The 26083-nt window shown below is 62.2% G+C and carries 15 protein-coding genes; 8 read left to right on the forward strand and 7 right to left on the reverse strand.

The features are described from left to right. Positions 1–203: 203 nt before the first annotated feature. The 5 genes from ACX3OW_RS12495 to ACX3OW_RS12515 are packed head-to-tail and all read right to left on the reverse strand — an operon-like array spanning position 204 to position 4558. Positions 204–1631, reverse strand: coding sequence for an aldehyde dehydrogenase family protein (locus ACX3OW_RS12495; protein ID WP_459096112.1), 1428 nt, complete (start codon positions 1629–1631; stop codon positions 204–206). A 3-nt stretch (positions 1632–1634) separates the two neighbouring features. After that, positions 1635–1961, reverse strand: a complete 327-nt coding sequence (locus tag ACX3OW_RS12500; protein WP_459096113.1) for a hypothetical protein — start codon at positions 1959–1961, stop codon at positions 1635–1637. After that, positions 1961–2815, reverse strand: coding sequence for a DUF6772 family protein (locus ACX3OW_RS12505; protein WP_459096114.1), 855 nt, complete (start codon positions 2813–2815; stop codon positions 1961–1963). Before ACX3OW_RS12505 ends, ACX3OW_RS12500 begins: the two co-directional genes overlap by 1 nt. A gap of 29 nt (positions 2816–2844) precedes the next feature. Then, positions 2845–3675 carry a carbohydrate ABC transporter permease gene (locus tag ACX3OW_RS12510; protein ID WP_459096115.1) on the reverse strand — a complete coding sequence of 277 codons (831 nt, stop codon included), beginning with the start codon at positions 3673–3675 and terminating at the stop codon, positions 2845–2847. Next, positions 3665–4558 (reverse strand): carbohydrate ABC transporter permease, encoded by an 894-nt coding sequence (locus tag ACX3OW_RS12515; protein ID WP_459096116.1) that lies wholly within the window; start codon positions 4556–4558, stop codon positions 3665–3667. The genes ACX3OW_RS12510 and ACX3OW_RS12515 overlap by 11 nt, the downstream gene beginning before the upstream one ends. A gap of 195 nt (positions 4559–4753) precedes the next feature. On the opposite strand from ACX3OW_RS12515, the gene ACX3OW_RS12520 reads away from it, so the two are divergent. The 4 genes from ACX3OW_RS12520 to ACX3OW_RS12535 all read left to right on the forward strand — a co-directional run bounded on the left by ACX3OW_RS12520 (position 4754) and on the right by ACX3OW_RS12535 (position 8857). Continuing rightward, a complete protein-coding gene (locus ACX3OW_RS12520) occupies positions 4754–6019 on the forward strand; it encodes an ABC transporter substrate-binding protein (RefSeq protein ID WP_459096117.1) in 1266 nt (421 codons plus the stop codon). A gap of 49 nt (positions 6020–6068) precedes the next feature. Then, on the forward strand, positions 6069–6827 hold the full coding sequence (locus ACX3OW_RS12525) for an HpcH/HpaI aldolase family protein (protein WP_459096118.1): 759 nt from the start codon (positions 6069–6071) through the stop codon (positions 6825–6827). Positions 6828–6850: 23 nt separating this feature from the next. Next, entirely contained in the window at positions 6851–7918 is a 1068-nt protein-coding gene (locus ACX3OW_RS12530) for an ABC transporter ATP-binding protein (protein ID WP_459096119.1), read from the forward strand. Positions 7919–7990: 72 nt separating this feature from the next. Then, positions 7991–8857 carry a FadR/GntR family transcriptional regulator gene (locus tag ACX3OW_RS12535; protein WP_459096120.1) on the forward strand — a complete coding sequence of 289 codons (867 nt, stop codon included), beginning with the start codon at positions 7991–7993 and terminating at the stop codon, positions 8855–8857. A gap of 829 nt (positions 8858–9686) precedes the next feature. On the opposite strand, the gene ACX3OW_RS12540 is transcribed toward ACX3OW_RS12535, so the two are convergent. Continuing rightward, on the reverse strand, positions 9687–11147 hold the full coding sequence (locus tag ACX3OW_RS12540; RefSeq protein ID WP_459096121.1) for an exopolysaccharide biosynthesis polyprenyl glycosylphosphotransferase: 1461 nt from the start codon (positions 11145–11147) through the stop codon (positions 9687–9689). A gap of 314 nt (positions 11148–11461) precedes the next feature. Here ACX3OW_RS12540 and ACX3OW_RS12545 point away from each other — a divergent pair, with 314 nt between their 5' ends. After that, entirely contained in the window at positions 11462–12805 is a 1344-nt protein-coding gene (locus ACX3OW_RS12545) for a TolC family protein (protein ID WP_459096122.1), read from the forward strand. 11 nt (positions 12806–12816) lie between these two features. Here ACX3OW_RS12545 and ACX3OW_RS12550 read toward each other — a convergent pair whose 3' ends face one another. Further along, positions 12817–19233: a type I polyketide synthase gene (locus ACX3OW_RS12550; RefSeq protein WP_459096123.1), complete on the reverse strand. Its 6417-nt coding sequence runs from the start codon at positions 19231–19233 to the stop codon at positions 12817–12819. A gap of 281 nt (positions 19234–19514) precedes the next feature. Here ACX3OW_RS12550 and ACX3OW_RS12555 point away from each other — a divergent pair, with 281 nt between their 5' ends. From ACX3OW_RS12555 to ACX3OW_RS12565, 3 genes are read left to right on the forward strand one after another with little or no spacing between them, the layout of a single operon-like run. Beyond that, a complete protein-coding gene (locus ACX3OW_RS12555) occupies positions 19515–24110 on the forward strand; it encodes a MupA/Atu3671 family FMN-dependent luciferase-like monooxygenase (protein WP_459096124.1) in 4596 nt (1531 codons plus the stop codon). After that, the gene (locus ACX3OW_RS12560; RefSeq protein WP_459096125.1) at positions 24107–24820 is read left to right on the forward strand and encodes a 4'-phosphopantetheinyl transferase family protein; all 714 of its coding nucleotides are present in this window, start codon (positions 24107–24109) and stop codon (positions 24818–24820) included. Before ACX3OW_RS12555 ends, ACX3OW_RS12560 begins: the two co-directional genes overlap by 4 nt. Further along, complete coding sequence (locus ACX3OW_RS12565) at positions 24813–26081, forward strand: glycosyltransferase (protein WP_459096126.1); 1269 nt, start codon at positions 24813–24815, stop codon at positions 26079–26081. Before ACX3OW_RS12560 ends, ACX3OW_RS12565 begins: the two co-directional genes overlap by 8 nt. The last annotated feature ends 2 nt before the right edge of the window (positions 26082–26083 follow it).

A 26083-nucleotide genomic window follows, 5' to 3' on the forward strand; every position in this document is an offset into this window, starting at 1 on the left:
CCGCCTCAAGAACGGTGCGCCCCTGGCCGACTTGAACCCCGCCACGCTTTATGGCGGCGGCAGTGCCGGCTACACCGATTATCCGGCGCTGAGCTGATATCCAGCTTGGGCTGATGAATGAAGGCGGGGGCCGGAGGGCGGTGCGGCTACCGCTCACTATATGCTCCTCTTTGCATATTCAGCGCCAAGTCGTGCCGCACGTCTCAATCTATCAAGACGACCTTGGTTTCCAGGAACTCGGCAATGCCGAAGCGGCCATATTCGCGACCGTTCCCCGATTTCTTGTATCCACCAAACGGCACCTGAAGGTTCTGGGCAGGGTAGTTGACCGAAACCATTCCCGCGCGCAGGCGCCTAGCCACGGCCATGGCGGCATCGCGATCGCGGCCCTGCACATAGCCAGCAAGCCCGAATTCGGAATCATTGGCGATATCAATGGCCTCGTCCACACTGCGATAGGTCTGAACGGCCAGGACGGGGCCGAACACTTCATCGCGTCCGATGGTCATATCGTTGGTCACCCGGCCAAAGGCAGTCGGGCGGACGAAATAGCCGTGATGGAAGCCTGCGGGATGTCCGGTTCCGCCGCAGATGAGGTCGGCTCCTTCCCGGATGGCGGTTTCGATGAAGTCCTGAATGCGCTGGAACTGAGCCTCGTTGGCGACAGGGCCCAGAAAAGTACCGGGATCGGCGGGTAAGCCAATCTGCACGTTGGTAGCACTTTCGCGGATAATGGAGGCGATCTGATCGTAGCGTTCCTCGGGTACCAGCATGCGCGACGGTGCATTGCAGGACTGACCGGCATTAGTGCACATGGTCATGAAGCCGCGCTTCACCGCCGTCTCGAAATCGGCATCGGGCATCAGAATATTCGCTGATTTGCCACCCAGCTCGAGCGCTACCCGCTTGACCGTCGGCGCCGCGTCAATGCTGACGGCGATGCCGGCCCGGGTCGATCCTGTGAACGACATCATATCGATGCCCGGATGGCGTGACATGGGGCTGCCGACACCAGGGCCGTCGCCATGAACCATGTTGAAAACACCCGGAGGTACCCCGGCCTCATCGAGAATTTCGGCGAGAATGATGGCATTAAGCGGCGCCACCTCGCTGGGCTTGAACACGATAGTGCAACCTGTCGCCAGAGCCGGAGCCACCTTCACGGCGATCTGGTTCAGCGGCCAATTCCACGGCGTGATCAGCCCGGCAACGCCGATAGGTTCATATAGGACCAGGCCATTACCGACACGCTTTTCAAAGGCGTAATTTTCCAGCGCTTCAATCGTCGCCTCGAAATGGTCGCCGCCGCGCGGTGACTGCAACGAGCGGGCGAGCGAGATGGGAGTGCCCATTTCCCGGGATAGAATCTCGGCAATCTCGTTCTGCCGGCTGCGATAGACCGCGACGATCCGACGGAGCAGCGCGAGCCGTTCCGTGACGCTGGTCGCCGCATAGGCGGGAAAGGCGGCGCGGGCCGCCGCCACTGCCTTGTCCACATCCTCGGCATTGCCGGCCGGAACTCGAGCAAACGCTTGGCCGGTGGCGGATTCACGCACCTCGATATGGCCGGTGCCCGACGCAGCTTGCCATTGGCCGCCGATATAGTGTTGGTGCTCTCGCTCGGGTTTCATGGCCTACCCCTTGAGAGCGATGGTGACGAGGAAGGCACGCGCTGCCCCCACGGGCATTTCCACCCTCAGGCGAATGAAGTGCCCGAACTCGCGCAGGCGAATGAAAGACAGGCCCTCGCCGGGCAAGAGGTCGAGCGAGCTGCCTTCGTCGCACCAACGGATCCCGTCGGGTGAAACCTGCACATGGGCTTTGCCACCGTGCCCACCATCGTCGAGGCCGCGCGCAAAAATCTGCGCCTCGCTGGCCCAGCCGGCTTCATAAGGTTCGCTAAAATCGCCCAGCCGCCAGGCCTCGCCGCGCGTTAGGGTTGCAACGGTTGAAGTCAGCATCAAAAATCTCCGGAAAGCAGGACGGAATCGACGAAAAGGAAAGAGCGTTTATCGCTGTCGGTCTCGACGAAAAAACCAATATTGAGCATGCAATCGAGATTGGCCCAGGGATCCATGCGCATCACTCCCATACCCGACACGTCGAATTCGCGGTCGTTGAACTGGAAGCTGGTAAAGCTCATATCGCGCAGATCGACGCCGACTTTCAGATACTGCCAGTTCATCTTGGTCGGAAGTTCGTTGTAGCAGGTGTCCTGATAGCCATTGGGTACGTCCTCCCAGCCATGCGGATAGAGATGCTGCAAAGAGCGCGTGCGGGCAGATGACGAGACCACGTTGTCGTCGGCTGTCTGCTGCTTGAATTGCCAGGTGTGCTTGAGCTCGCCATCGAGGCAATTGAGAAAACGAAGATGCGGCAGGCCGCGATATTGCCGCGACTGCAGATCCATGAACATACCGAAGGAGCGTAGATCCTCAATCGACAGCGTCGCCTCGGAGGGTTCTGGTTTGGCGGCGATATAGGCTTCAAGTTGAATGCGACCCAACTTGCGGAAGGTCATCCGCTTGAGCGCAAGATTCATGGCGCCCTTGATCGGCCGAGTGGCAATTTTCATGGCATATGGGCCGCTCATCGCTCCGTGCGAGCCGCTGTCCCAGCCCACAGCAGTGGACAGCATAGGCTGGTTCATCGGCTGAAACACCGGCAGCATTTTGGTGAGAGAATCCTCATAATTGCCGATCAGTCCGATCCAGCCATTCAGCCCGGAGCCGAACGTGTCATGGGCCAGAATCCGCCCCAGGGGATCGAATTTGTCGAGTTGAGTATCCGAGAAGCGGTGGGGATAAGGCTGCATTTAAAACTCCTGATACGGATGTATTGTGGTCAGCCCTTGACGGAACCGGCCATGAGGCCGGCCACGAGGAACTTCTGGAAGAAGATGACCAGGGCTAGAACGGGGGCGAGCTGCAGCGTTGCCGCGGCAAAGAGAACACCCCACTGGGTGCCGGCGACCGAATCCATGATGTTGGACACAACCAGCGGGGCAGTGACGGCGCGCGTGCTCGAGAAGATGAACGCGAAGAGATATTCGTTCCAGGCATAGACGAAGACGAAGATGCCGCCCGCGATCATGCCTGCTGTCGCCAGCGGCAATATGATGCGCACGAAGGTCTGCGTCGTGGAGGCGCCATCAACGCGCGCCGCTTCGTCCAATGTGGGTGGAATCTGGTCGATGAAGACCTTCATCATTACCGAAAGCATCGATACCCAGAACGCTGAATAGAGGACGATCAGTAAGATATGCGTATCGCTGAGGCGGAGGGCGTCGGCGATAGGAAACAGCGGCAACGACACCACGATGGGCGGCACCAGGCGCACGAGGATGGCAAAGAACGCGCTGGCGGCGAGCAACCGTCCGCGTTGTCGGGAATAGACATAACCGGCGAGCGTGCTGGTCGTGACAGCCAGCGCGGTGGCGCCCAGCGCTACGATCAGGCTGTTGCCCATATTGGGCAGAAATTGCGGAAAAGCGGCGAAGAGCTGGATGTAGTTGTCAAAGGTGACATCCAGGTTAAACCGCCGTGCCGGCGAGAAAATATCCCGCTCCGGACGGAAGGAGCTGAGAACGATCAGTAGGATCGGACCTAATGACCAGATTCCGAGCATGGCGATGGCCATGCCCCGCAGGAGGGTGCCGCGCATATCAGTTTTCATTGCGGAACCCCGAGCGATAGATCTGATAAACGTAGAAGGATGCGAGTAGCAGGGCGCCGAGAACCATCAGCCAGCCCGTGGCGGCGGCCATGCCGAACTCGTTGTAGCGGAAAGCATTTTTGTAGAGGTACACGGCCATGACCTCGGTGGTACGGGCAGGGCCGCCCTGGGTCAGAAGCCAGACTTCGCTGAAAATGCGGAACCCGAAAATGTAGCGGAAGATGATGGCGATCAGGATCGCCGGCATTAGCAACGGCAAAGTGACATGGCGGAAGCGCTGCCAAGGCCGGGCGCCATCGACGCGGGCGGCCTCGGTCAGGTCAGCGGGAATGGCGATCAGCGCCGCATAGATCAGGAGAAAGCTGAACGGCAGGTGCAGCCAAACGCCGATCATCGACACCAATACCATCGCCTCAATGGGGTTGGTCGCCCAATTGGGCACGTAGCCGAAAGTGGAAAACAGGCCGGTGAGAATGCCGATATCTGGCTCAAGCATGAAACGCCATGCCAGCACAGCGACCACTTCGCTGACGGCATAGGGCGCCAATATCACGGCCATGAGCACGGCGCGGCCGCGCTTGGTGCTCTGAAATAGCAAGGCTACGCCGACGCTGAGAATGATCTCAACATAGACGACGATGTTGACGACGATCAGCGTGTTGAACAGCGAGCGCCAGAACGCGGGATCACTCAGTATCGCAGCGTAGTTGGCCCAGCCGATAAATTTCGGTGCCGCGCCATAGCTTGATTCCGTAAAGCTCAACCACAGCACATACAGGGATGGCAATGCCAGAACCAGGATGAGTTGGAGGTGCATCGGCGCCAGCATCAGCAGGCCGCCTATGCGCTTGCGTTGCGCCGCCATTCCCGTTGCCACTCTCATTATTTTCCCTTTAACATATGATATAGGATTGACTGCGGGTGGTACGGTATCACGACGTAACTCTCAGTTTATCGCTGAATTGCGCCGAAATTACCGAAATCAACCGGAGAGTCAACGCTTGACTTATGACATAGGTTGAGATTTTCTGTAGTGAGAATAAATAGCGCAATGCAGCCAAAATGGAGGATTTCGGCAATGACGAGACGGAAGGCTTACGCCATCGCATGGATCGCGGCGGGCGCCGCAATGGCCAACGCAGCGGCAATCCAGGCCGAGGACCTGACGCTGCTGGCCCATGCCGCCATTCAGGGATCAATCACCGGCACCAGCGGCACCGGTGGTAACGTCCTCGCGGACTGGCAGAGCGAAACGGGTGTCAATCTCAATTGGATCGCGGCCGATATTGCTCCCCTGCATGATCGACTGATGCGCGAAACCAGCCTCTCCAGCACCAGCATCGATGTTGGGTTTATTCTCGATTCCTACGCGACGCAGGCGGCCTTGTCGGGCTTCGAGCCGCTCGATGATTGCCTTGCCGGCCTCGATATCAGCGATATTCCACAGACGTTCCTCGATCAGGTGAGCCAGGACGGTCAGCTGAAGGCTCTTCCCATCCGCCACGCGACCACTGCCTTGCACTACAACAAGGCGCTGTTCGCCGAGCACGGCATCGACGCGCTGCCTGACACGTTTGACGACCTGGTCGAGGTCGCCAAGACTCTCAGCGGCAAGTCGGCTGACGGCACGCCGATATATGGCCTGTCGATCGACGGTACCAATGCGGGCGGCACCTACAACCTGCTGATGGCTTACGGGGCCACGCTGACCGACGCCCAGGGGCAGCCTTCAAATGACGTTGAGGCGCTTACCCGCGCCTATGCTGCGTTGGCCGATCTCTATGCCGCAGGCGCTCTGCCCTCGAACTTCACCGCCATGGGCATCGACCAGATCACCCAGGGGGTTTGGCAGGGTCGCATCGCCATGGCAGTGCAGCCATTCAGCCGCTACCTCACCTATAATGACGCTGCGAAGTCCGATTATGCGGGAGAGATCGGCGTCGCTGCATTCCCCGCAGCTGAAGGGCAGTCAACGCCATTTGTTGCTCGCACCACGGTGTGGTCGGCCGTTATTCCGGCCAATAGCCAGAGCAAGGACATGGCCTGCGATTTCGTCCGGCAGCTGGCTGATCTGGACAATGTCGTACTGATGGCGCTCAACGGCAATGGTCCGGTACGCACCAACGCCTATCTCGACCAGCGGGTTATCGACGCCATCCCCTATGCCGACGCCGAGCAGCAGGCCGTATTGGGCGCCAAGTTCGTTATTTCGCCCTTCGAGCAGATCGGGCGTGCGCAGGACATGTATCTCGAAAACATGCAGGCAGCAGCGCTCGGCCTCAAGACGCCGGAACAGGCTGCTGCCGACACGCTGGCAGCGATTACCAAGGCGACCGAAAATTGACCAAAGCAGTCACGAGATCGGGCCCATTCCAATCGGAGACAGAAGTTTAATGCCAGACCTGCGCACAATCTGGGAGAACGGTGGCACCGTTCTCAATTCTTTCATCAACCTGCCCGGCAGCTTCGCGACCGAAATCATGGCATCGGCGGGTTTTGATAGCCTCACGCTGGACCTGCAGCATGGCATGGTCGAGTTTGGCGACGCCGTTTCGGCTTTCCAGGCGATGAATGCGTGGAATGTTGCGCCATTGGCGCGCATTCCCGCAATCGGTTCACCCATGACAGGAAAGTTGCTCGATGCGGGGGCCTCAGGGCTGATTTGCCCGATGATCGAAACCGCGGACGATGTGCGCCGTTTCGTGGCCGACAGTCTATATCCGCCAGCCGGTCATCGCAGTAATGGCGCCACGCGCGCCGTTTTGCGCCATCAGCCGGGGATGTACCAGAAAAGCGCGAATAGCGACGTTATCTTGATGCCAATGATCGAAACCGCAGCCGCCCTGCGCAATGTCGAAGAGATTGCAGCTGTTCCGGGCATTTCCGGGCTCTATTTGGGGCCGACCGACCTGGCTTTCACCCTTGGGTTGGAGCCGAAGGGCGACAATACAACGCCCCAGCTCATGCAGGCCTATGCCGAAATTATTGCCGCATCAAACCGCAACGGTATCATTGCAGCACTGCATTGCGGCTCCCCCGAATTCGCCCGGCGGGCAGTGGATATGGGTTTCCGCATGGTCACTGTAAGTGCCGACAGCAGCCTGCTGCTCAGTGCGGCGCGCCACAGCGTGACCAGCTTTCGCACCCCGTAATCGATCAAGCAGGAAAGACCAAAATGGCAACGCTCAAAATCGAAAAGGCGGTGAAGGCCTACGGCGCCAATGAGGTTCTGCATGGCATTTCCCTCGATGTCGCCGATGGCGACTTCGTGGTGCTGGTGGGGCCCTCAGGCTGTGGCAAATCCACCCTGTTGCGAATGATCGCCGGTCTCGAGGATATTTCGGGTGGCTCGATTTCCATCGCGGGCAGGGTGGTCAACGACCTGGAACCCAAGGAGCGCAAGATCGCTATGGTGTTCCAGTCCTACGCTCTCTACCCACATATGACTGTAGCCCAGAACATGGGCTTCTCGTTGAAGTTGGAGAAAGCCTCGGCGGACAGCATCAATCGAGAGGTCGGGCGCGCGGCGCAGGTGTTGCAACTCGATGCATTGCTGGACCGCTATCCGCGCCAGCTCTCGGGCGGGCAGCGTCAGCGCGTGGCCATGGGCCGCGCCATCGTGCGCAATCCTGATATCTTCCTGTTCGACGAGCCCCTATCCAATCTCGACGCGAAGCTGCGCGTGACCATGCGGGCCGAAGTAAAGGCATTGCAACAGCGCCTGGGTACGACGACGGTCTATGTGACCCATGACCAGATGGAGGCCATGACCATGGCCGATATGATCGTAGTTATGCGTGATGGGCGGATCGAACAAGCCGGCAAGCCGCTCGATCTCTACAATTCTCCCCAGACCTTGTTCATCGCCGGCTTTATTGGTTCCCCGGCCATGAACCTGATTTCTGGGCATTGCACGCGCAGCGGCGGAGTGCCCGCTTTCGTGGCGGGAAATGGTGCCGCGTGGCCCCTGTCGGCCGACTGTGCGGCGCGCGATGGGCAACAAGTTGTCTATGGTATCCGTCCCGAGCATCTCGATATTGCCGCAAATGGCGACATCGGCATGGAAGTTACGGTGGTGGAGCCGACGGGTGCGGAAACGCTCATCCATGGCCTGGTGGGGGACGAGGCGGTGACCGTCAACATCCGAGGGCATCTCAAGACGGAGCCCGGGCAGACATTGCGACTAGCCCCCCTGGCGGATCGCATCCATATCTTCGACCAGCAAACCGCGTGCCGCCTCTAGGGCAATGTGCGCAGCGGTTGACAAGCATGAGCACCGCAAATTTACCCATGAACAACATGTGAGAGGGCCAGCATGTCTGATGAAGTGACCTTGAATGAAGAGGAGAAGCGGCCCTCCAACCTAACGGCGCGCGTTTACAATGCGCTGTGCCGCTCCATTCTGCGTGGTGACTACCCAATCGGGCAATCCCTCCCATCAGAAGGAGAGCTCGCCGTCCGCTTCGAAGTCAGCAAGCCGGTTGTCCGGGCGGTCCTGCAGCAATTATCGGCGCTCGGCGTTATCGAGATCCGACAGGGCAAGCCGAGCATCGTCCGGCGGGTTTCGCCCCGGCCGCTCGAATATTTCTTCTCGTTTGCCCTGATGGAAACCGAGAACGGCCTGATGGAGGCGGTGCAGTTGCGCCGAGGGCTGGAGACCTATGTCGCCCAGCGCGCCGCCGAGCACATCAAGGTGTCGGACCTCAAAAAGCTGCGAGAAACCATCAAGACAATGGAAGCCGCCCGCCATGACTCGGCAGCCTTTATTGAGGCGGACCTCGCGTTTCACATGACGCTGGCGGAGGCGAGCGATAATCGCCTGCTGATGTTTCTGGTCCAGGCCCTGCGGGGCACGATTCACGAAACGGTACGCATGCTGCATGAGCGAGGCATGCTACCTGACCGTTCCGCCACCATTGCCCGCCATGTGGCCATCGTCGACGCCATCGCCTCCTGCGACCCCGAGGCGGCCCGCCGGGCCATGTCGGCCCATTTCGATGCCAGTGAGGAGCGGACAGCAGGTTCATCCACCAAAGGGCCCGCGGTTCTCGAGCCTGAGCGGATCATAGATTTTCTGGAACGCGAAATATCTAGCGAAGGCATTAGCTCGAGTTCGAAGCCAGATCTCCCGCGATTGAAACCGGGGATGTCAGCTTCGGATAAGTCATCAGGTAAACCTTAGGGACCGTTCTAGGCGGCGTTGCGTAGAGCTGCAAGCTGTAACGTTCAGAGACGCTGTCCGGAATGCCCGCTTTCGGGTCCTGGGCACCTAACACGATGACCGAATAGGGGCGGGTTGCCGCCTGGCAGCTTACGACCCCATCTCAGCCGTTCGCCTTATTAGCGCTAGGTACAGAAGGCGGTCGTCACTTGAGGCAGAAGTGCGTTGCCATCCTCATAGAAAGGGGCGCTTTGAGAACCTTAGTCGTTATGGCAGTGTTGATTGTCGCCGCTTGCACGGCCTTTTGGATGTGGACAGGCCGTCCATCATTTCAATGTGCAGAGCTCGGAGGGCGATGGACTGATGTCACGCGTGAGTGCATTGGCTCCCCGTATTGGGAGGAACGCCGAGATAGGTAAACGTCAGCTTTTGTTCGGTGCGGTGAAGCGCCCATGCGAACACGCCTCTGACCTCATTGAGTAGCCACGAAATTCCGGGTTCCCTTTCACGGGCTTTGAGGGAGATCACGCTGGTAGATTGCGGGGAGTGGAGGAACGATGACTGGTGCACCGAAAGCGAAAAAACACCCCTGAAAAGCATGGCGATGCTCTTGGGCAAGACGGCGATCAGGTCAGTTTGAGCGACGATTGCCACTGCCGCGGAACAATGCGGGAGACGCACTAAGGCATCGATCATAGGAGGGGTCGAGTGTTCGATCCAGCATGTAACATGCTGGTCTACATGGATCGTCACTATGGCCCGCCCCCGTATGAGGAGCCTTCAAACCCTATCGGTGAGGCTCTTGGGAACGCTTGGTTCACTCGAGACATCTATTTACGAGGGCTGAGCGCTAGAATGCGTTGTGGCGGGCTTTTCGCGAAAAGACTGTCAGGAGCAGGATCCAGAAATCCAGGAAAATCGACCAGTTGTCGATGTAGTACAGATCGTGTTCGGTGCGCCCCTCGACATGGGCGAAGGTCGAGGTGGCGCCGCGATAGCCGTTGATCTGGGCCCAGCCGGTGATGCCGGGTTTGATGCGCTGGCGATGGGCGTATTTTTCCAGCTGCAAGGCCAGCTCGCTATCGTGCATCAAGGCATGCGGGCGGGGACCCACCGCGCTCATTTCGCCCCGCAGCACATTGATGAATTGCGGCAGTTCATCGACGGAGGTCGCGCGGATGAAACGTCCGACCCGGGTTATCCGGCTGTCACCCTTGCTGGCCTGGGTCATGGCGCTGCCGCTCTCGGCGACATTCATCGAGCGAAATTTCCAGATGTAAAAGGTTTCGCCATTAAAGCCCCGGCGGGCCTGTTTGAAGAATACCGGCCCAGCGCTTTCCAGCCTGATCGCCATGGCAGTCAGCAGGAAAATGGGCGCCAGCAGCACCAGCCCGACGATGGCGACGCAGAGATCGAACACTCGCTTGATCAACACGGCGGACTGGTTGAGCGGGGCGCGCAGCACTCGCACGCCGCCGCCGGTATGCCCGAGCGGCACAATGTCGAGAAAGCGTAGCGAGGTATTGTCCGTGGCCGGCACGCCAATGACGCTGACGGAGAAGCGCTTGAACTCGTTGGTCAGTTCTTCCAGCGCGTCGACGTCGTTCAGCTCACCGACCACCACCACATGCTGGGTGCCGAGGGCTACCCAGTTTTGGCCGGTTTCCTGAATGGTGTCCTTGCGGAGGGTGCCGTCGGCATTCTGGATATTTTCCAGCGGCATCGACCCCGCCAGCCGGTAGCCAACGCGCCACAGGTCGCTATTGACCAGGAAGCGCGCGATGTCGATCTCGCTGCCGATCACGCCTATCCGGCGATATTGCAATTGCCCCTGATGCACATAGGCGCGCAAAGCCGAATAGACCAAGCCACGGGTGCCCAGCAGCACCGGCGCGCCGACCAGAAAGGCCGAGGTCAGCGAAACCCGCGACAGATCGCTCGACAGGCCAAACAGGAAGGCAATCAACAGTGCCATGGCAAAGGCCATGGTCCAGCCCAGCATGCTGTCCGCCAGGCCACCCTGTTGCGACAGGATGTCGTCAAGGAACCGCGAAGCCGAAATGGCGGCGCTGGCGCCGTAAAGGATACCGGTGAGGGTCGCATAGCCCAGATAAAGCCAAAGCGATTGGCCATGGAGCGGGATGCCGGCAAAAGTATCGTGATAAATCAGCGCCGAGAGCAGCACGATCAAGCTCGCCAGCACGCCTTCGAGCACGCACAGACCCAAGCAGAGCAGCCCGCGATTGATCTCGACGCGTCGGGCGCGCCGACGTTCTCGCCTGATTCCAACCCCGACTTGTCCCTCGCTCACGCTAATTTCCTTGTGCCACAACGCTTTACCAACATCGTGCGTATCACAGCACGGGCCGCGCCCCAATCGGGCGTCTCCGATTAAGTTAACCGTCGCCTCAATACTTCGCTCGTCAATTAATCTGCGGCATTTTAACAGATACGCCGGTTCTTTCCCGACCCGTGGAGGCGGGGCGCCCGCCCGCCTTAACCTTTCATAAACAACCCCTTAGCGTTTTAGTTACCTCGTTCGTTTACCAGTGGTTAGCCATAAGGCCGGCTCGCGTGAACCTGTCGTCCTTACAGTGTATGGCCTGCGTATTAGGGATGGCTTCGATGCGAAACGAACAGAGCATTGTCTCTCTTGCCCTGCTTGCCGTTGCGGCCATCAGTCTGGCGGGCTGTGCCACCAACTCCACGCGGCAGGTCGCCACCGGCTGTGCCGGGCTGGTGAGCCAGGCCGATTGCAGCATTTCGACCTATGGTCCGGTTTCCGCAGCGCCCGAAGTTCTGGCGGCCGACGCGCGCAGCAGCGCCGCAGCATCAGAGATCGAGCGGGCTTTAGCCTCGGGTCGTCCTGACGCCTATTTTCGCGCCGGTATCAATGCGTCCACGCCGCACATTGCCTATGAAGGCCAGCCCGGAGGCGCCGGTTACTCTTATGCGCTTGGACTGGATGTGCCGCTCTATCAGGGGGGCTCCCAGGCAGCCATCGTGGCCGCTCGTGCCGATTATCGCGCGTCGCAGGAGGTTGTGGCTGACCGTCGCGTGGCCACCGCCTATGAGATCGCTATTTCGCTGCTGCGCATTCGCCAGCAACAGCAGGTTATCGGGGCGCTCGAACATCAACAAGGCGCGCTCCGCACGCTGCGCCAAGGCGTTGATGCCGAGCTTGCGGCTGGCGCCGCCAGTCGCGTCGATCTGGACGACATTGACCGCCAGCTGGCGCGCATCAAGGTGCTGCGCGAAACAGCCAAGCTCACGGTGACCGAGGCCAGCAATGCTGTCTATCGCTTGGGCCTTTCGAACTCCAGCAAGCTGCCAGATGTCGCTGGGTTGGGGCTGGGCGAGAACCTGCAGGCGCTGACCGACCTGGCCCTGAAAAACAATCCCCGCATTCGCCAAAGCGTTGCTCAGCTCGACGCCGCGACCTCGCGGGTGTCGCAGGCCCAAGGGGAGATGCAGCCATCGGTTGCGGCTCAGTTCGAGGTCTATGGCGAGCAGATCGGTTACTCGGGCGGGGGGGACCCGGCCCACGGCGCCCGCGCCACGCTGCAATTCTCGATGCCGTTCGATCTCAGCGGTGCCGGCCAGGCGGCGGTAAAACTGCGGGCCGACGAAAGACTCGCTGCTCAGTTTGATAGCGAAGCCGCGCGCAATGGCGTGGCCGCTGCGGTACGAACCGCGTTTGAACGCCGCCAGCAGGCGCGTCAGCTCCGGTCGCTGGCGCAGCAAGAAGTCAGCAGCGCCAAGGCCATGCTGCAGGGCATCGAGGCCGAACGGCAGGTGGGCGAACGCACCGCGCTCGACGAAATCCGGGCGATAGAGAATCTGACGGCGGCTCAGATCAATTTGATTACGGCACAGTTCGAGCTGGGGGCGGCGGAATATACCCTGGCCGCGGAAACCGGCCTGATCACGAAGCTATTCGAGACGTCCACCCGCGCCGCAGCCCTGTAGCGCACCGCGGCCTATTCGGCTGCGGCTCGGAAAGCGTCGGGTTTGGCGTCGGCCTGGTCTAGCGCTACACGCAGCCGACCGGCTAGCACCCGCACGAAGGGTTCCAGCACCATGCTGTCGTGGGTTCCAGCCACCTCCTGCACCGTCAGTTCGCCCACATAGGGGCTCCAGCCATTGTCATCGATCGCGGCGTTTCGCCCTTCCTGCAGCCGGCGGTCACCGCTCAGATGGTAGAGGATGTTGAATTTGGGTCGCAGCAGCAGCACCGCGCCGGGGTAGGGCTGCAAGTCATAGTCGACCAGTGCCCCCCGGAAGGCGGCTTCAATCCTTGCATTATGGAACTGCGCCCCGGAGTTTTCATTATCCAGCGCATCCTGACTCCGCTGTTGCTCCTCTCGCCAGCGGCGTCGGCTTTGCAGCCAGTCGGCGAAAAAGGCCGGACCGGAGCGGCGCAAATCCTGCAGCTTCATGCTGATGCGGTCGCGCGTGCTAAGTGCCGGCTGGGTGGGGAGCGGCGTGTCGAGCATCACCACGAGAGACACCTCCTCACCGGCAGCCCGCAATTGCTGCGCCATTTCGTAGGCCACCAGCCCACCGCCGGAGAAGCCGCCCAGCAAATACGGGCCTCGGGGTTGTACTGTGCGGATTTCAGCCAAATAATCGCGGGCGGCGTCATCAAACCGCTCATGCGGCTCCTGATCACCATAGAGTCCCCGCGCCTGCAAGGCGTAAACCGGCCGCGACGCGCCGATATGCAGAGCCAGCTGCCGCAGATTGAGCACGTTGCCAAACATGCCGGCACACAAAAAGAACGGTGCCTGTTCGCCGGCCTTACCGATGCTCATGGGAACCAGATGGATCAGCTTGGCCGGATGATCCAGCGCAACCTCACCCACCACGGCCGCCACTGGCGTCGTCTGTGCGGCGATCAGCGCGGCGCAGGCCGCAATCGTCGGCGCTTCAAACAGCACCGAGATCGGCAGGTCGACCGCATAGGCCTGCTTGATCATGCGGAACAGCCGCACCGCGATCAGCGAGTGGCCGCCAATGTCAAAGAAGCTGTCGTCGACGCCAATCTGCTCGATCCCCAGCAGCTCACGCCAGAAACCGGCCAGGGTGCGCTCGATATCGTTGCGTGGAGCCACAAAGGCACTGTCGAGGTCTGGGCGCTCAAACGCCACCTCGGCCGGGCCGGATTGTGCCGCGGACAGCGCGGCGCGGGCGCGCAAGGCCTCCAGCTTCATCGAACTGATGATCGGCTGCTGCTGCCCGGTCGCCAGGGCGCGAAGCAGGGCATCGAACCCTTCGGCGGGTAGAATACCCTGGCGAACCTGGTCAGCCAGCTGCAAGGCAGCGGGTGATTTGGTTGGGCTCACCAAAGCGGTTGCCGAACGCGCGGCGGTGGTCGCGGTGGACAGGAAGTCGGCCGCCAGCCGCTTCATGACGAAGCGCTCCGCTTGCAGCACCACCTGGCCATCGAGATCGGTGATGGTCACGTCGAAAGTGGCATAGCCCTGGTCCGTGCCGGCGTCGTCGCGCAGCCGAATGTGACTGCGGACAGCGTTCGGCAACGCCGCATGCACCGTGATGCTGCCATAGGACATCGGCACCCACAAATGCCGCGACACCTCAAAGCCCGGCGCTAGCTGCATAGCAAAGCCGGTGGCGATATCGAGCAAGGCGGGATGCAGCAAACAACCGTCAGCCCGATACTCTGGGGGGAGGCCGAGTTCGGCAATGGCTTCGGTCGCGCCGAAGGCGGTAGATCGCAATACCTGCCATCGGGGGCCGAACTGGATGCGGCCATGCTGGGCCGAGCGCAGACCGGCAGCATCCGTGGTATCGGTTCGGAAAAGGCCGGCCGAGTCCGCTGCCAGATCGGCGTGCTGGGGTGCTGGCCGAGCCGGGCGAAGTGCGGCCTCGGCATAGCTGACAAAGCCGCTGGCTGGGCTGCCGGCTTGAATTTCAGCCCGATAGCAATCGCCATCGGGTGACAGCCGGGCGCGCAACGTTGTCGTGCTGCCATCGACCACCGTCAGTGGCGCGATGAAAATCAGATCTTCGATGCGGAAGGCATCGCCCAAGCCGTATTCCTTGGTCAGTTGCGCGATGATTTCGATGTGCCCGGTGCCGGGCAGCACCGCTTGGCCCGACATGGTGCGATGCTCGTCCAGTAGCCAATGGCTCGCCGGCCCGATCTCCGCCTCAAGCATCGGTGCGGCGTCGCAATCCTCAACCCAATGGGTGAAGAACGGCCCCTGCGCCGGGCTGATAAGGGCTGGCGCGGACGCAGTCGAACCAGTGGCGCGGGCCGCCAGACCAATTTCGTTCCAGATGCCCCAATGGATCGCCACGGTCTGCCGGTCAGGGCGCCAGGCCTGCGACTCCGCATAGGCGTTGAGATAGGCATTGGCCGCTACATAATCGACCTGACCAGCGGGCGCCGTATCGGTGCTGGTGGAGGAAAACAGGACAAACAGCTCCAGCGGTTGCTCGTCGAACAGGCGATGCAACACCGCCGTGCCATGCAGCTTGGGCGCGAGGACATTTTCGAGCTGCGGCACGGTCTTGAGGGCAATGAGGTTGTCGTCGACTAGCCCGGCGCTATGCAGGACGCCGTTGATGGCGCCGAAATGCGATTGCGCGGTCGCGACAACGTGCGCCATGTCCTCGGGGTTGCTGACGTCGCCGGGGACATACAGCACCGAGTGCCCGGCCTGCTCCAGTGCTTCGAGCTGTTCCATGGCCCGGCGGCGACGGTCGCTGCGGGCATGGCTGCGGATATAGAGCGGCCATTGCTCCCGCTGTGGCAGCGCCGTTCGCCCGCTCAGGATGATGCGGGCATCAAAGCGCTCCGCCAACTGCCTGGCCATCACCAGTGCCAGGTCGCCCAGGCCGCCGGTGATCAGGTAAACGCCGCCGGTGCGAAACCCAACCCGCTCCGGCGCTGGTTCGGTCAACGCCAGCGGCAGGTAGCTGCGCGACCAGCGCCGGCCGTCGCGATAGGCCACTACATCCGAGCCCGGCGTGGCAAACAGATCGTCCCGCAATTGGGCCCGCAGCGCCGCGGTCGTGTCAGTCAGAGCGGCGTGCTGGCCAAACCATTTGCGTCCTGTTTCCGCCTGGGCCGGCAATTGCAGGTCGATCAAGCGCACATTGAAACCGGCCATTTCCTTGGGAATGGTCATGCCGGGCCCGAGAATCGTCGCCTTTTCGGGATAGGGCAGGGGCTCCTGGTCGACACGCTGCATGCCGTTGGTGACCACGGTCAGCTGGAGCTGCTTGCTGGCGTTGGCCTCGTCAAGCGCCTGCGCCAGGAACACCAGGCTATAGAAGCCCTGCTCCTGAATGCGGTTGAAAAAGGTCGAGCCGGGGCGGTGGCTTTCCGCTCCGGTCAGTAGCCAGAGATGGACGATCTGGGCGGGCAAGGGGCCGGCGGCCGAAAGCCCCGATAAGAGGGCCGCATAGCCGGCTAGCCCATCTTCCGGGCACAGCACATAGTCATTGTCTGACCGTTGGGCAAAAGTGTCGCCCACCGCGACCGTGGTCACCAGGTGGCCGGCAGCGCGGAGCTCGTCCACCAGTGCAGCGCCGAAACCGGTCTCATCCAGAAAGATCAGGAACGAGGTCGTCGTCTTGTCGGCGCCGATAGTAAAATCGGGCAGCAACTGGCGCCAGCTCGGACGATAACCCCAGTCGGCAATGTCGGGTGTCTTGAGCAGCGGCGTTTCAACCGGATTGTCGGCAGCATTGTTGACGTTGGGCTCGATGAAATAGCGCTGCCGCTGGAACGGATAGGTCGGCAGCGGCACGCGGCGCGCCTTGCCTCCGGCCCAAAGCTGGTCCAGCGGCAGGTTCAGCCCAACGGCCCAGGCGCGGCCCAGCGCCGTTAGCAGATGGAGGCGGTCATCGGTATCGTCGTCGGCATGGGGCAGGCTGTTGATAACCTGATTGGCGCTAATCCCGCGCTGCAGCTTGACCAGAGACGACAGCGCGCGCCCGGGTCCAACTTCGATGAAGACGCGGTCGGCCTGCTGCGCCAGCAGTGACACGCCGCGTTCGAATTCAACCGTCGAGCGCAGATGGCGAACCCAATAGAGCGGATCCCGCGCTTCGCTTTCCGACAGCCAGGCGCCGGTGACATTGGACACGATCGGGATCGTTGGGGCGCGCAGCACAATGCTGTGCAGGAACGCCTCGAAGCGCGGCAGGATTGGTTCGAGCATGCGCGAATGGGCGGCGATGTCGATCGGCACGCGCGACGCCTCGATGCCTTGCGCGAGCAAGACCTGGCGAAACGCTTCGAGGTCGGCATTGCTGCCGGACACCACGCAAAGCTCCGGCGCATTGACCGAGGCTAGGTCGAGCGCGGCGGGCAACAGGTCCCGCAACGCGGCAGCGGGCAATTGGACGCTGAGCATGCCGCCGGGTTGGATCCTATCAAACAGCTCGCCGCGCAGCCGCACCAGCTGCACCGCATCGCGTAGGCTCATCACCCCGGCAATGCAGGCCGCGGCATTCTCGCCCATGGAATGGCCGATCAGTGCGGCGGGCGTAAGGCCATGCCGCATCCAATGCCGCGCCACGGCCACCTCGGCGATCAGGATGGCCGGCAGTTGGATCGACGGGCGCAGGAATTGCGCGGCCGCGTCGTCCGGATCGAGGCTGGAGTCTAGCCATACCCGCCGAATTTCGGCTTCTGCGTCAGGCTGGAGACTGGCTAGTGCTTCGTCCACCGTGGCGCGGAACAGCGCGTCACCCTCATAAAGCCGGCGCGTCATGCCGACATGCTGCGCCCCACCGCCGGGAAACAGGAAAACCGCTGCGCCCGCTGGCTCAAGCGCGGCATGGGTAAAGGCGCGCTTGGTCTCGGGCGTCGCCAATAGGGCAATCGCGTCGCTGCGATCACGCACCGCCAGCACCCGGCGATGCTCGAAAGGCTTGCGCCCCGCCCGCAGCGTATAACTGGCATCTGCCAGCGACAGGTTCGGGCGCTGCGCGAGTTCGGTGCCAAGCTGGATCATACCGGCATCAAGCGCCTTGCGGTTTTTCGCCGAGAACACCAGCAGTTTTGGCTCGGCGACCTCAGCCACATCGGCCACCCGGGCCGGGGCCTGTTCGATGATCACATGGGCATTGGTACCGCCAACACCGAGCGAGTTGACGGCCGCCCGGCGCGGGCCTTGGGTTTCTGGCCAGGCTGTCAGCCGGTCATTGACGATAAACGGGCTGCGGGCGAAATCGATGGCCGGATTGGGCTGGTCGTAGCCCAGGGTCGGCGGAATCTCACCATGCTGGATGGCCAGCGTTGCCTTGATCAGGCTGACGACGCCAGCGGCGGTGTCCAAATGCCCGATATTGGATTTGACCGAGCCGACCCGGCAGAAGCCGGTGCGGTTGGTGCTCTGGCGAAACGCCTGCGTCAGCGCTTCGATCTCGATCGGATCGCCGAGATAGGTGCCGGTGCCGTGGCACTCGACATACTGGATGCTGTCGGCGTCGACGCCGGCCAGGCCTTGCGCCTCGATGATCGCTTCGGCCTGCCCGGTAACGCTGGGTGCCAGATAGGTGGCCTTGCTGGCCCCGTCATTGTTGACCGCTGTGCCTTTGATAATGCCATGGATGAAATCGCCATCGGCCAGGGCATCGGACAGCCGGCGCAGCACGACCGCACCGACGCCGCTGCCAAACACCGTGCCGCCGGCTCGGTGGTCGAAGGCGCGGCAATGCCCGTCAGGCGACAGAATTTCACCCTCCTGATACAGATAGCCGCGCCGGTGCGGAATTTCGATGGTCACGCCACCGGCGATGGCGGTCTCGCATTCATGCGACAGCAGGCTCTGGCAGGCCATGTGCACCGCAACCAGCGATGTCGAGCAGGCGGTTTGCACATTGACGCTGGGACCGCGCAGGTCGAACGAGAACGAGGCGCGCGTCGCCAGGAAATCCTTGTCATTGCCGGTATGCCGCAACAGAAACATGCCGACCTGATCGACCAGCTGGCGGTTGCTGCAGACGTTGAAATAAAAATAGCTCCCCATGCCGGCCCCGGCGAACACGCCCACCGGGCCGTCGTCGGAATTGGGAGGACGCCCGGCATCCTCCATCGCCTCCCAGACGCATTCCAGAAACTGACGATGCTGGGGGTCCATGATCGCGGCTTCCTTGGGGCTTAGCCCGAAGAAATCGGCGTCAAACAGGTCCATGGCCGGCAGGTCGGCAGCGCGGCGCACATAATTTGGATGATGGATGCGCGACGCCGACTCGCCGGCAGCCAGAAGTTCGCCCTCGCTGAGGTCACGGATGGATTCGACGCCGGCCCGCAAATTGGACCAGAACTCCCGCACATTCCTGGCACCGGGAACCCGCAGCGCCATCCCGACGATGGCAATGTCATTGGGCGAATACTGGTCGGAAGGCACGGTCATAATTTGCCTCAGCTCTCGGGCTTGCTTCAAACGTCAATTCAACGATGCCAGCCTGCTGATAGCATTGCGGCGTGTCATCTGTTGTTGGAAACCAGAAACGTCGTTAAATCACGAGCATTGGCCCCTCATTGTTGAAGAAGACGAGAGGTTTAGCGTCGATTTTGGCAATTACCTTAACCAAACATGACGATCCGTCACGCAAAGCATCGCTGAAGCCTCATGATGGTTTTATGAAGGGCCCGTAAAGGTGTGGCCAATCAACCGGCACATCGGGGGGCATCATGGCGGATGAAATTTTGAGCTGCGTACTGGTCGGTGACGAGTCCCTGTTGGTGCAGTGCGCGGAGGTGCTGCGCGAGCGGGGGCACACCATCGCAGCCATCGTTACCGAGTCCGCCGCCATTGCCGGCTACGCGGCCAAGCAGGGCATCCGTGCCGTCGGCTGGGGCGAGAGCCTCGAAACTAGCCTCGCCGATGTGGACTATGACTGGCTGTTCAGTGCCGCCAATTTGCGCCTCATTCCCGAGCCGGTTTGGCAGAAGGCCAGGGCTGGCGCGGTCAATTTTCACGATGGCCCGCTGCCGCGCTATGCCGGCCTCAATGCGCCGGCCTGGGCGCTGCTCGAAGGCGAAAACCGGCATGGCGTGGTCTGGCACGCTATTAATGCCGGAGTCGATGAAGGGCAGATTTATGTGCAGACCGGCTTCGACATTGCCCCGGACGAGACGGGGCTGACGCTGAACAGCAAATGCTTCGAAGCCGGCATCGCCACCTTCACCGCGCTGGTGCAACAAATCGAGATGGGCACGCTGCACGGCGAGGCTCAGGACTTCACCCATCGGACCTACTACGACCGGGCCAAGCGCCCGGAAGCTGCCGGCACGCTGCGCTTCGATCAGTCGGCAGCGGCGCTGACGCGTCTGGTGCGCGGCCTCGATTTTGGTCCCGGCTACGCCAATCCGCTGCTGACCCCCAAATTGCGCACTACATCCGGACTGTACCGCGTCACCGGGCTGACGGTGCTGCCCGACTCCCCTCATGCGGCGCCCGGCACCGTGCTCTCGGTGGGCGATGACGGGGTGGTTATCGCGACACTCGATCGGGCCGTCCGCATCACCGGTAGCCGCATCGGCGACGACGCCGCCCTCAGCGCAGGAGCAATAGCTGGCACGGTGCTGCCCCAATTGTCACCCGCCGACAGCGTCGCAATCTCCGGGGCCGTCGCCAGCGCCGCAAAATATGAGGGCGTCCAGCGCCGCCGCCTAGCCGCCGTGCAGGACGTCGACCTGATGGATGTCGCCGCGCCGGTGGCGGGTCAGCAGCCCGACATCGCCAGCCTGAAGCTGGATTTGCCTTCCGATCTGCCGCGCGCGGACAAATTGGCCCTTGTCGCCGCCTTCATCGCCCGCTTCAGTGGCCAGGCCCAGTTTTCGCTTGCCTATCGCGACGCCGCGATTGCCGCCGCCGCCACCCGCTTCCCCGGCTATTTCGCCGACATCGTCCCGCTGAATCTCGTAGCGACCGAGAACGCACCGCTGGCGTCCTTTGTGGCCGAGTGCCAGACCCAGTTGGCAACCATCGGCAAGCAGGGGCCCTATCTATCCGATCTGAGCCATCGTTTCCCCGGTGTGGTGGCGCCGCAACTGACGGTCGGCCTCATTGGCGGCGGCGAGCTGCCCGCCGCCTGCGCCTTTGCCTTTGTGATCGGCGAGGCTGGCGATGCCTTGGTGTTTGACCGTTGCCGGGTCGATGCGGCGCATATGACGATTCTAGGCCAACGGCTGTCCGTGCTGGCAGCCAGTTTCGCCGACAAATCGGCGCCTCTGAGTGCATTGCCGCTGATGTCGGTCGCGGAGGAGCATCAGCTTCTGCACGGCTGGAATGACACCGCGCTGGCTTATGACAATGCCCCCATGCATGTGCTGTTCGAGCGTCAGGTTGATCGTACCCCGGACGCTATCGCGGTAGTCAGTGGCGCTATGTCGCTTACCTACCGGCAACTGGACGAGCGGGCAAATCGCCTGGCCCATGCGTTGCTGGCGGCAGATGTTCGCCTCGACATGATGGTGGGGCTCAATGTCTCGCGGTCGGTCGATCTAGTGGCCGGTGCGCTGGCCATCCTCAAGGCCGGCGCCGCTTATGTGCCGCTTGATCCGCTGTTTCCAGCTGACCGGCTTGAACTCATGGTCGAGGATAGCGCCGCGACCGTGGTTTTGACCGAACGGGCGCTCAGCGGGCGCCTCACGGCCGCCGGCGCCGCAATTTTGGTCATTGAAGACCTGGTCGAGGCCGGCCATCCCGCGACCCGGCCTGACATTGGCGTGGTGCCGGAGAACCTCGCCTATGTGATCTACACCTCGGGCTCCACCGGCCGCCCCAAGGGCGTGATGATCGAGCACCGCAACGTCGCCAATTTCTTCGCCGGGATGGACCAGCGGGTTCCGGTGCCGACCGACAATCAGCCGGTCTGGCTGGCGGTCACCAGCCTGTCCTTCGATATTTCTGTGCTTGAACTCTTCTGGACGCTGGCCCGCGGCTTCAAGGTGGTGATCCACTCCAGCGAGGTCGGCGCCGGCGCCGCTGCTGACTCCCAGGCGCGCTCGCTGGATTTCGGGCTGTTCTATTGGGGCATGGATGATGGCGTCGGTTCGCAGAAATACCGACTGTTGCTGGAAGGCGCCAAATTCGCCGATACCCATGGTTTCAAGGCGATATGGACACCCGAGCGGCATTTCCACGCCTTTGGCGGACCTTATCCCAATCCTGCAGTCACCGGTGCCGCAGTCGCGGCTGTGACGCAAAATCTTTCGATCCGCGCCGGCAGCTGCGTGCTGCCCTTGCACCATCCGGCCAGGGTGGTCGAGGAATGGGCGGTGATCGACAATATCAGCAATGGTCGCGTTGGGCTGGCCTTCGCCTCGGGCTGGATGCCGGAAGACTTCATCCTGCGCCCGGAAAACGCGCCGCCGCACAACAAATCGGCCATGTTGCGCGATATCGAGACCGTGCGCCGGCTGTGGCGCGGCGAAAAGGTCGAATTCGACTTCGGCGCCGGCAAGGTGGGCGTGATCACTCAGCCCCGTCCGGTGCAAAAAGAGCTGCCGATCTGGGTGACCACGGCCGGTAATCCGGAAACCTATCGTGACGCCGCGCGCCAGGGCGCCAACGTGCTGACCCATCTGCTGGGGCAGTCGGTCGAGGAATTGGCAGACAAGATCCGCATTTACCGCGAGACGCTGGCGGAGCATGGCCGGAACCCGGCGGACTTCAAGGTCACGCTAATGCTGCATACGCTGCTGGGCGAGGACCGCGAAGAGGTTCGCGATCTGGCCCGCGCGCCGATGAAGGACTATCTGCGCAGCGCGACGGCGCTGATCAAGCAATATGCCTGGGCGTTTCCCGCCTTCAAGAAGCCGCAGGGCATGGCCAACCCGATGGACATCGATCTGCAGAGCCTCGAAGCCGAGGAACTTGATGCGATCCTCGAATTCGCCTTCCTGCGCTATTTCGAGGACAGCGGCCTGTTCGGCACGATTGAGGATGCCAATGAGCGGGTCGAACAGATCGCGGCGATCGGGGTTGATGAAGTTGCCTGCCTCATCGATTTCGGCGTCCCCGTCGACACCGTGATGGAGCGGCTTGAGCTATTGGCCGAGGTCGTGGCGCGCCCGCTCGGCACCCCGGCTGCGAGTGCGGACGTGGTTCAGCAAAGTCTGGCCGCCGACGTCGCGGCGCATGCCATTACCCATCTGCAATGCACACCGGCCATGGCCCGCATGTTCTTGGCCGACGAGGCCAGCCGCCAGGCGCTCGGCAACGTCGCGCATCTGTTCATCGGCGGCGAAGCCCTGCCGGCCGCGCTGGTCTCTGAATTGCGCGGCATTACCGCAGCCAGCATCGAAAACATGTATGGCCCGACCGAGACCACGATCTGGTCGTCCACCCTGGCGGTGGGGGAGGTTGAGGGCGCAGTGCCGCTGGGCCGGCCCATTGCCAACACCCAGCTCTACGTGCTCGATCCCGCCGGGCGTCCGGTGCCACCCGGCACGCCGGGTGAACTCTATATCGGTGGCGATGGCGTCGCCCGTGGCTACCACAATCGCCCGGATCTGACGGCGGAGTGCTTCCTGGCGAACCCGTTTGCAGCGGGTCGGTTTTATCGCACCGGCGATCTGGCGCGCCTGCTGCCCGACGGCAACTTGCAGTTTCTCGGACGGGCCGACCATCAGGTCAAGGTGCGCGGCTATCGCATTGAACTGGGCGAGATCGAAGCCCGGATCAGCGAATTCCCCGGTATTGCCGAAGCCGTAGTAGTCGCGCGCGAGGATCGGGCCGACGATGTGCGCATCGTCGCCTATCTCCGCCTGTCCCGCGGCGCCATCGACGAGGACGCGCTACGGACCCAGCTGGCCAAGACGCTGCCTCACTATATGATCCCGGCCCATTTCGTCAGCCTCGACGTCTTCCCGCTCACCCCCAATGCCAAGGTGGATCGCAAGGCACTGCCCAAGCCCAACGCCGCGCCTGAGCCGGTCGCCGAAGTCGCCTTCATCGAGCCGGTCGGCAACATGCAGCAAGGCATTGCCGAGACTTTCCAGCGCATTCTGGGGGTGGAGCGGGTTGGACTTTCGGACAGCTTCTTCGCCCTGGGCGGCCATTCGCTGCTGGCGGTACAGGCGCATCGCGAGCTCAAGGCCGGCATTGCCCCCGAGATGGCGATCACCGATCTGTTCCGCTTCCCCACGGTGGCGGCGCTGGCGGCGCATCTGTCTGATCGAGGCAAAGCGGACGAGCGGCTGAGCAAGGTGGCAAACCGCGCCGCAGCTCGTCGGGCGGCCCTGGGCGGACATGCGGCGCGCGTGCAGGGTGCCGGATGAGCATCTTCGACGATCTGTTTCCCCCGGAAATTCGGGTGGAATACGGCGATCCCCGCGTCCATTGGCCAGCCGTGCTGCCCGCTGAGGAGGCCGCGCTGCACCGCGCCGTCGCCTGCCGGCAACGCGAATTCCGCGCCGGGCGGACTTTGGCGCGCCAGGCCATGCACGCTCTGAGTCTGGTGCTGGCCGAAATCCCCGCTGCCGCTGACCGTGCGCCGGTTTGGCCTGCCACAATGGCCGGCAGCATCAGCCATTGCGCCGATCTGTGCGTGGTCGCCATCGGGCGCGCGGCCGATGGCTTTGTGGCGATCGGCGTTGACCTCGAGCCTGCCGAGGACCTTGATGCCGATCTGACCGCCGCCATTTGCGGCCCCGAAGAACACCACTTTCTGGCGGGCTTGCCGCCGCATGAGCGCGGCCTTTTCGCCCGGCTCATCTTCAGCGCCAAGGAATGCGCCTATAAATGCCAGTATCCGCTTTCACAGCGTCTGCTGGACTTTTCCGTGCTGACCATCTCCATCGATCGCGCGGCCGGACGCTTTACCGCCCGCTTCAACAGTTCGGTGGAGCCGTTCAACGCCGGTGACGAACTCGCGGGCCGATACGCCATCAATGCCACGCATATCCTCACCGGCATGGCCCTGACGCACGCCCAATTGCCTGCCGCCCGGCCACGGCACAACCACGGTAGTTTTTTCGCCCATGGATGAAATCGCACTGCAGGACCCCGCCCTGACAAACCTGCCGGCCAAAAGCGGTGCGCTGCTGCTGGTCACCGCGGTGCGACTGCGCCAGGGGCCGAATGGGCTGCAGCTCGATGACCAGACCTGCGCCGGCCTGGCCCGCTGGACCGAGCATTTTAGCCAGGTGGTGTTCGCTGGCATTGCCTTGGACACTGAACGGGAGGATGCCACCTCGACGGCCTGGGTCGACGTTAATTCGCTGCCCTGCGCCAGCCAACTCCGCTTTCTGGCGCTGCCGATGGCCTACAGGCTTGGCGCATTCGCCCGCACCTACCGCCACACCCGGCAATTGCTCGCCAAGGAAATCAGCCAGGCCGACCATTTGTGCTTCACCATTGGCTACCTCGTGGGCGACTGGGCCGCCGTTGCGGCGCAGGAGGCCTTGGCGCAGAAGCGCAAATACGGCGTCTGGTTTGATCGGGTGGAGCATCAGGTGCTGCGCGAGACGGTCCACGCCATGCCGTTCAAGCGCCAGCTCAAGGAGCGCGCGACCCTGCTGGTGATGCAGCACTACCACCATTATCTGACCCGTCGCAGTTCGCTGGCACTGCTGCAGGGCATGGATACGTTCAACGCCTACCAGCAGTTTTCTAACAACCCGGCCTGCGTCTACGACGTCCACACCGGGCCCGAGGATTTCGCCTCCGCCGCCGACCTGGCGGCCAAACTAACTGCGATCCGCGCCGGCGCACCGCTGCGTGTCGTCTATGTGGGGCGGGCCGCAGAAATGAAGGGGCCGATCGACTGGCTGAACGTGGTGGCGGGCGCTGTCAAGGCTGGTGTCCCGCTCCATGCCACCTGGCTGGGCGACGGGCTGCTACTCTCGGCCATGCAGGCGCATATCCACCATTTGGGGATCGAGGATCATGTCACCCTCGCCGGTCACGTCGATGATCGGGCCAAAATCCTGGACCAACTGCGCCGGGCGCATCTGTTCCTGTTTTGCCATAAAACCCCGGAATCTCCGCGCTGCCTGATCGAAGCGCTGGTCTCGGCCTGTCCCATTGTTGGCTATGACAGCGCCTATGCCAGTGGCCTGATCGAGGCCGGCGGTGGCCGCCTGTCGCCCCGCCATCAGGTTGATCAGCTGACCACAATGCTGATCGAACTGGCCGGCAATCGCGAGGCCTTGGCCCAACTGGTCAAGCAGGCCGCCACCGCCGGCCAGGGCTTCGAGGAGGGCAAGCTTTATGCCGAACGCGCCGCCCTCATCGCGGCGCATACCTGAGG

The organism is Devosia sp. A449, from assembly GCF_054489375.1.

Excerpts from the sequence above, each read along its gene's own strand:
- ACX3OW_RS12495 (WP_459096112.1), bottom strand. The coding sequence starts at position 1,631 with ATGAAACCCGAGCGAGAGCACCAACACTATATCGGCGGCCAATGGCAA.
- ACX3OW_RS12500 (WP_459096113.1), bottom strand. The coding sequence starts at position 1,961 with ATGCTGACTTCAACCGTTGCAACCCTAACGCGCGGCGAGGCCTGGCGG.
- ACX3OW_RS12505 (WP_459096114.1), bottom strand. The coding sequence starts at position 2,815 with ATGCAGCCTTATCCCCACCGCTTCTCGGATACTCAACTCGACAAATTC.
- ACX3OW_RS12510 (WP_459096115.1), bottom strand. The coding sequence starts at position 3,675 with ATGAAAACTGATATGCGCGGCACCCTCCTGCGGGGCATGGCCATCGCC.
- ACX3OW_RS12515 (WP_459096116.1), bottom strand. The coding sequence starts at position 4,558 with ATGAGAGTGGCAACGGGAATGGCGGCGCAACGCAAGCGCATAGGCGGC.
- ACX3OW_RS12520 (WP_459096117.1), top strand. The coding sequence starts at position 4,754 with ATGACGAGACGGAAGGCTTACGCCATCGCATGGATCGCGGCGGGCGCC.
- ACX3OW_RS12525 (WP_459096118.1), top strand. The coding sequence starts at position 6,069 with ATGCCAGACCTGCGCACAATCTGGGAGAACGGTGGCACCGTTCTCAAT.
- ACX3OW_RS12530 (WP_459096119.1), top strand. The coding sequence starts at position 6,851 with ATGGCAACGCTCAAAATCGAAAAGGCGGTGAAGGCCTACGGCGCCAAT.
- ACX3OW_RS12535 (WP_459096120.1), top strand. The coding sequence starts at position 7,991 with ATGTCTGATGAAGTGACCTTGAATGAAGAGGAGAAGCGGCCCTCCAAC.
- ACX3OW_RS12545 (WP_459096122.1), top strand. The coding sequence starts at position 11,462 with ATGCGAAACGAACAGAGCATTGTCTCTCTTGCCCTGCTTGCCGTTGCG.
- ACX3OW_RS12550 (WP_459096123.1), bottom strand. The coding sequence starts at position 19,233 with ATGACCGTGCCTTCCGACCAGTATTCGCCCAATGACATTGCCATCGTC.
- ACX3OW_RS12555 (WP_459096124.1), top strand. The coding sequence starts at position 19,515 with ATGGCGGATGAAATTTTGAGCTGCGTACTGGTCGGTGACGAGTCCCTG.
- ACX3OW_RS12560 (WP_459096125.1), top strand. The coding sequence starts at position 24,107 with ATGAGCATCTTCGACGATCTGTTTCCCCCGGAAATTCGGGTGGAATAC.
- ACX3OW_RS12565 (WP_459096126.1), top strand. The coding sequence starts at position 24,813 with ATGGATGAAATCGCACTGCAGGACCCCGCCCTGACAAACCTGCCGGCC.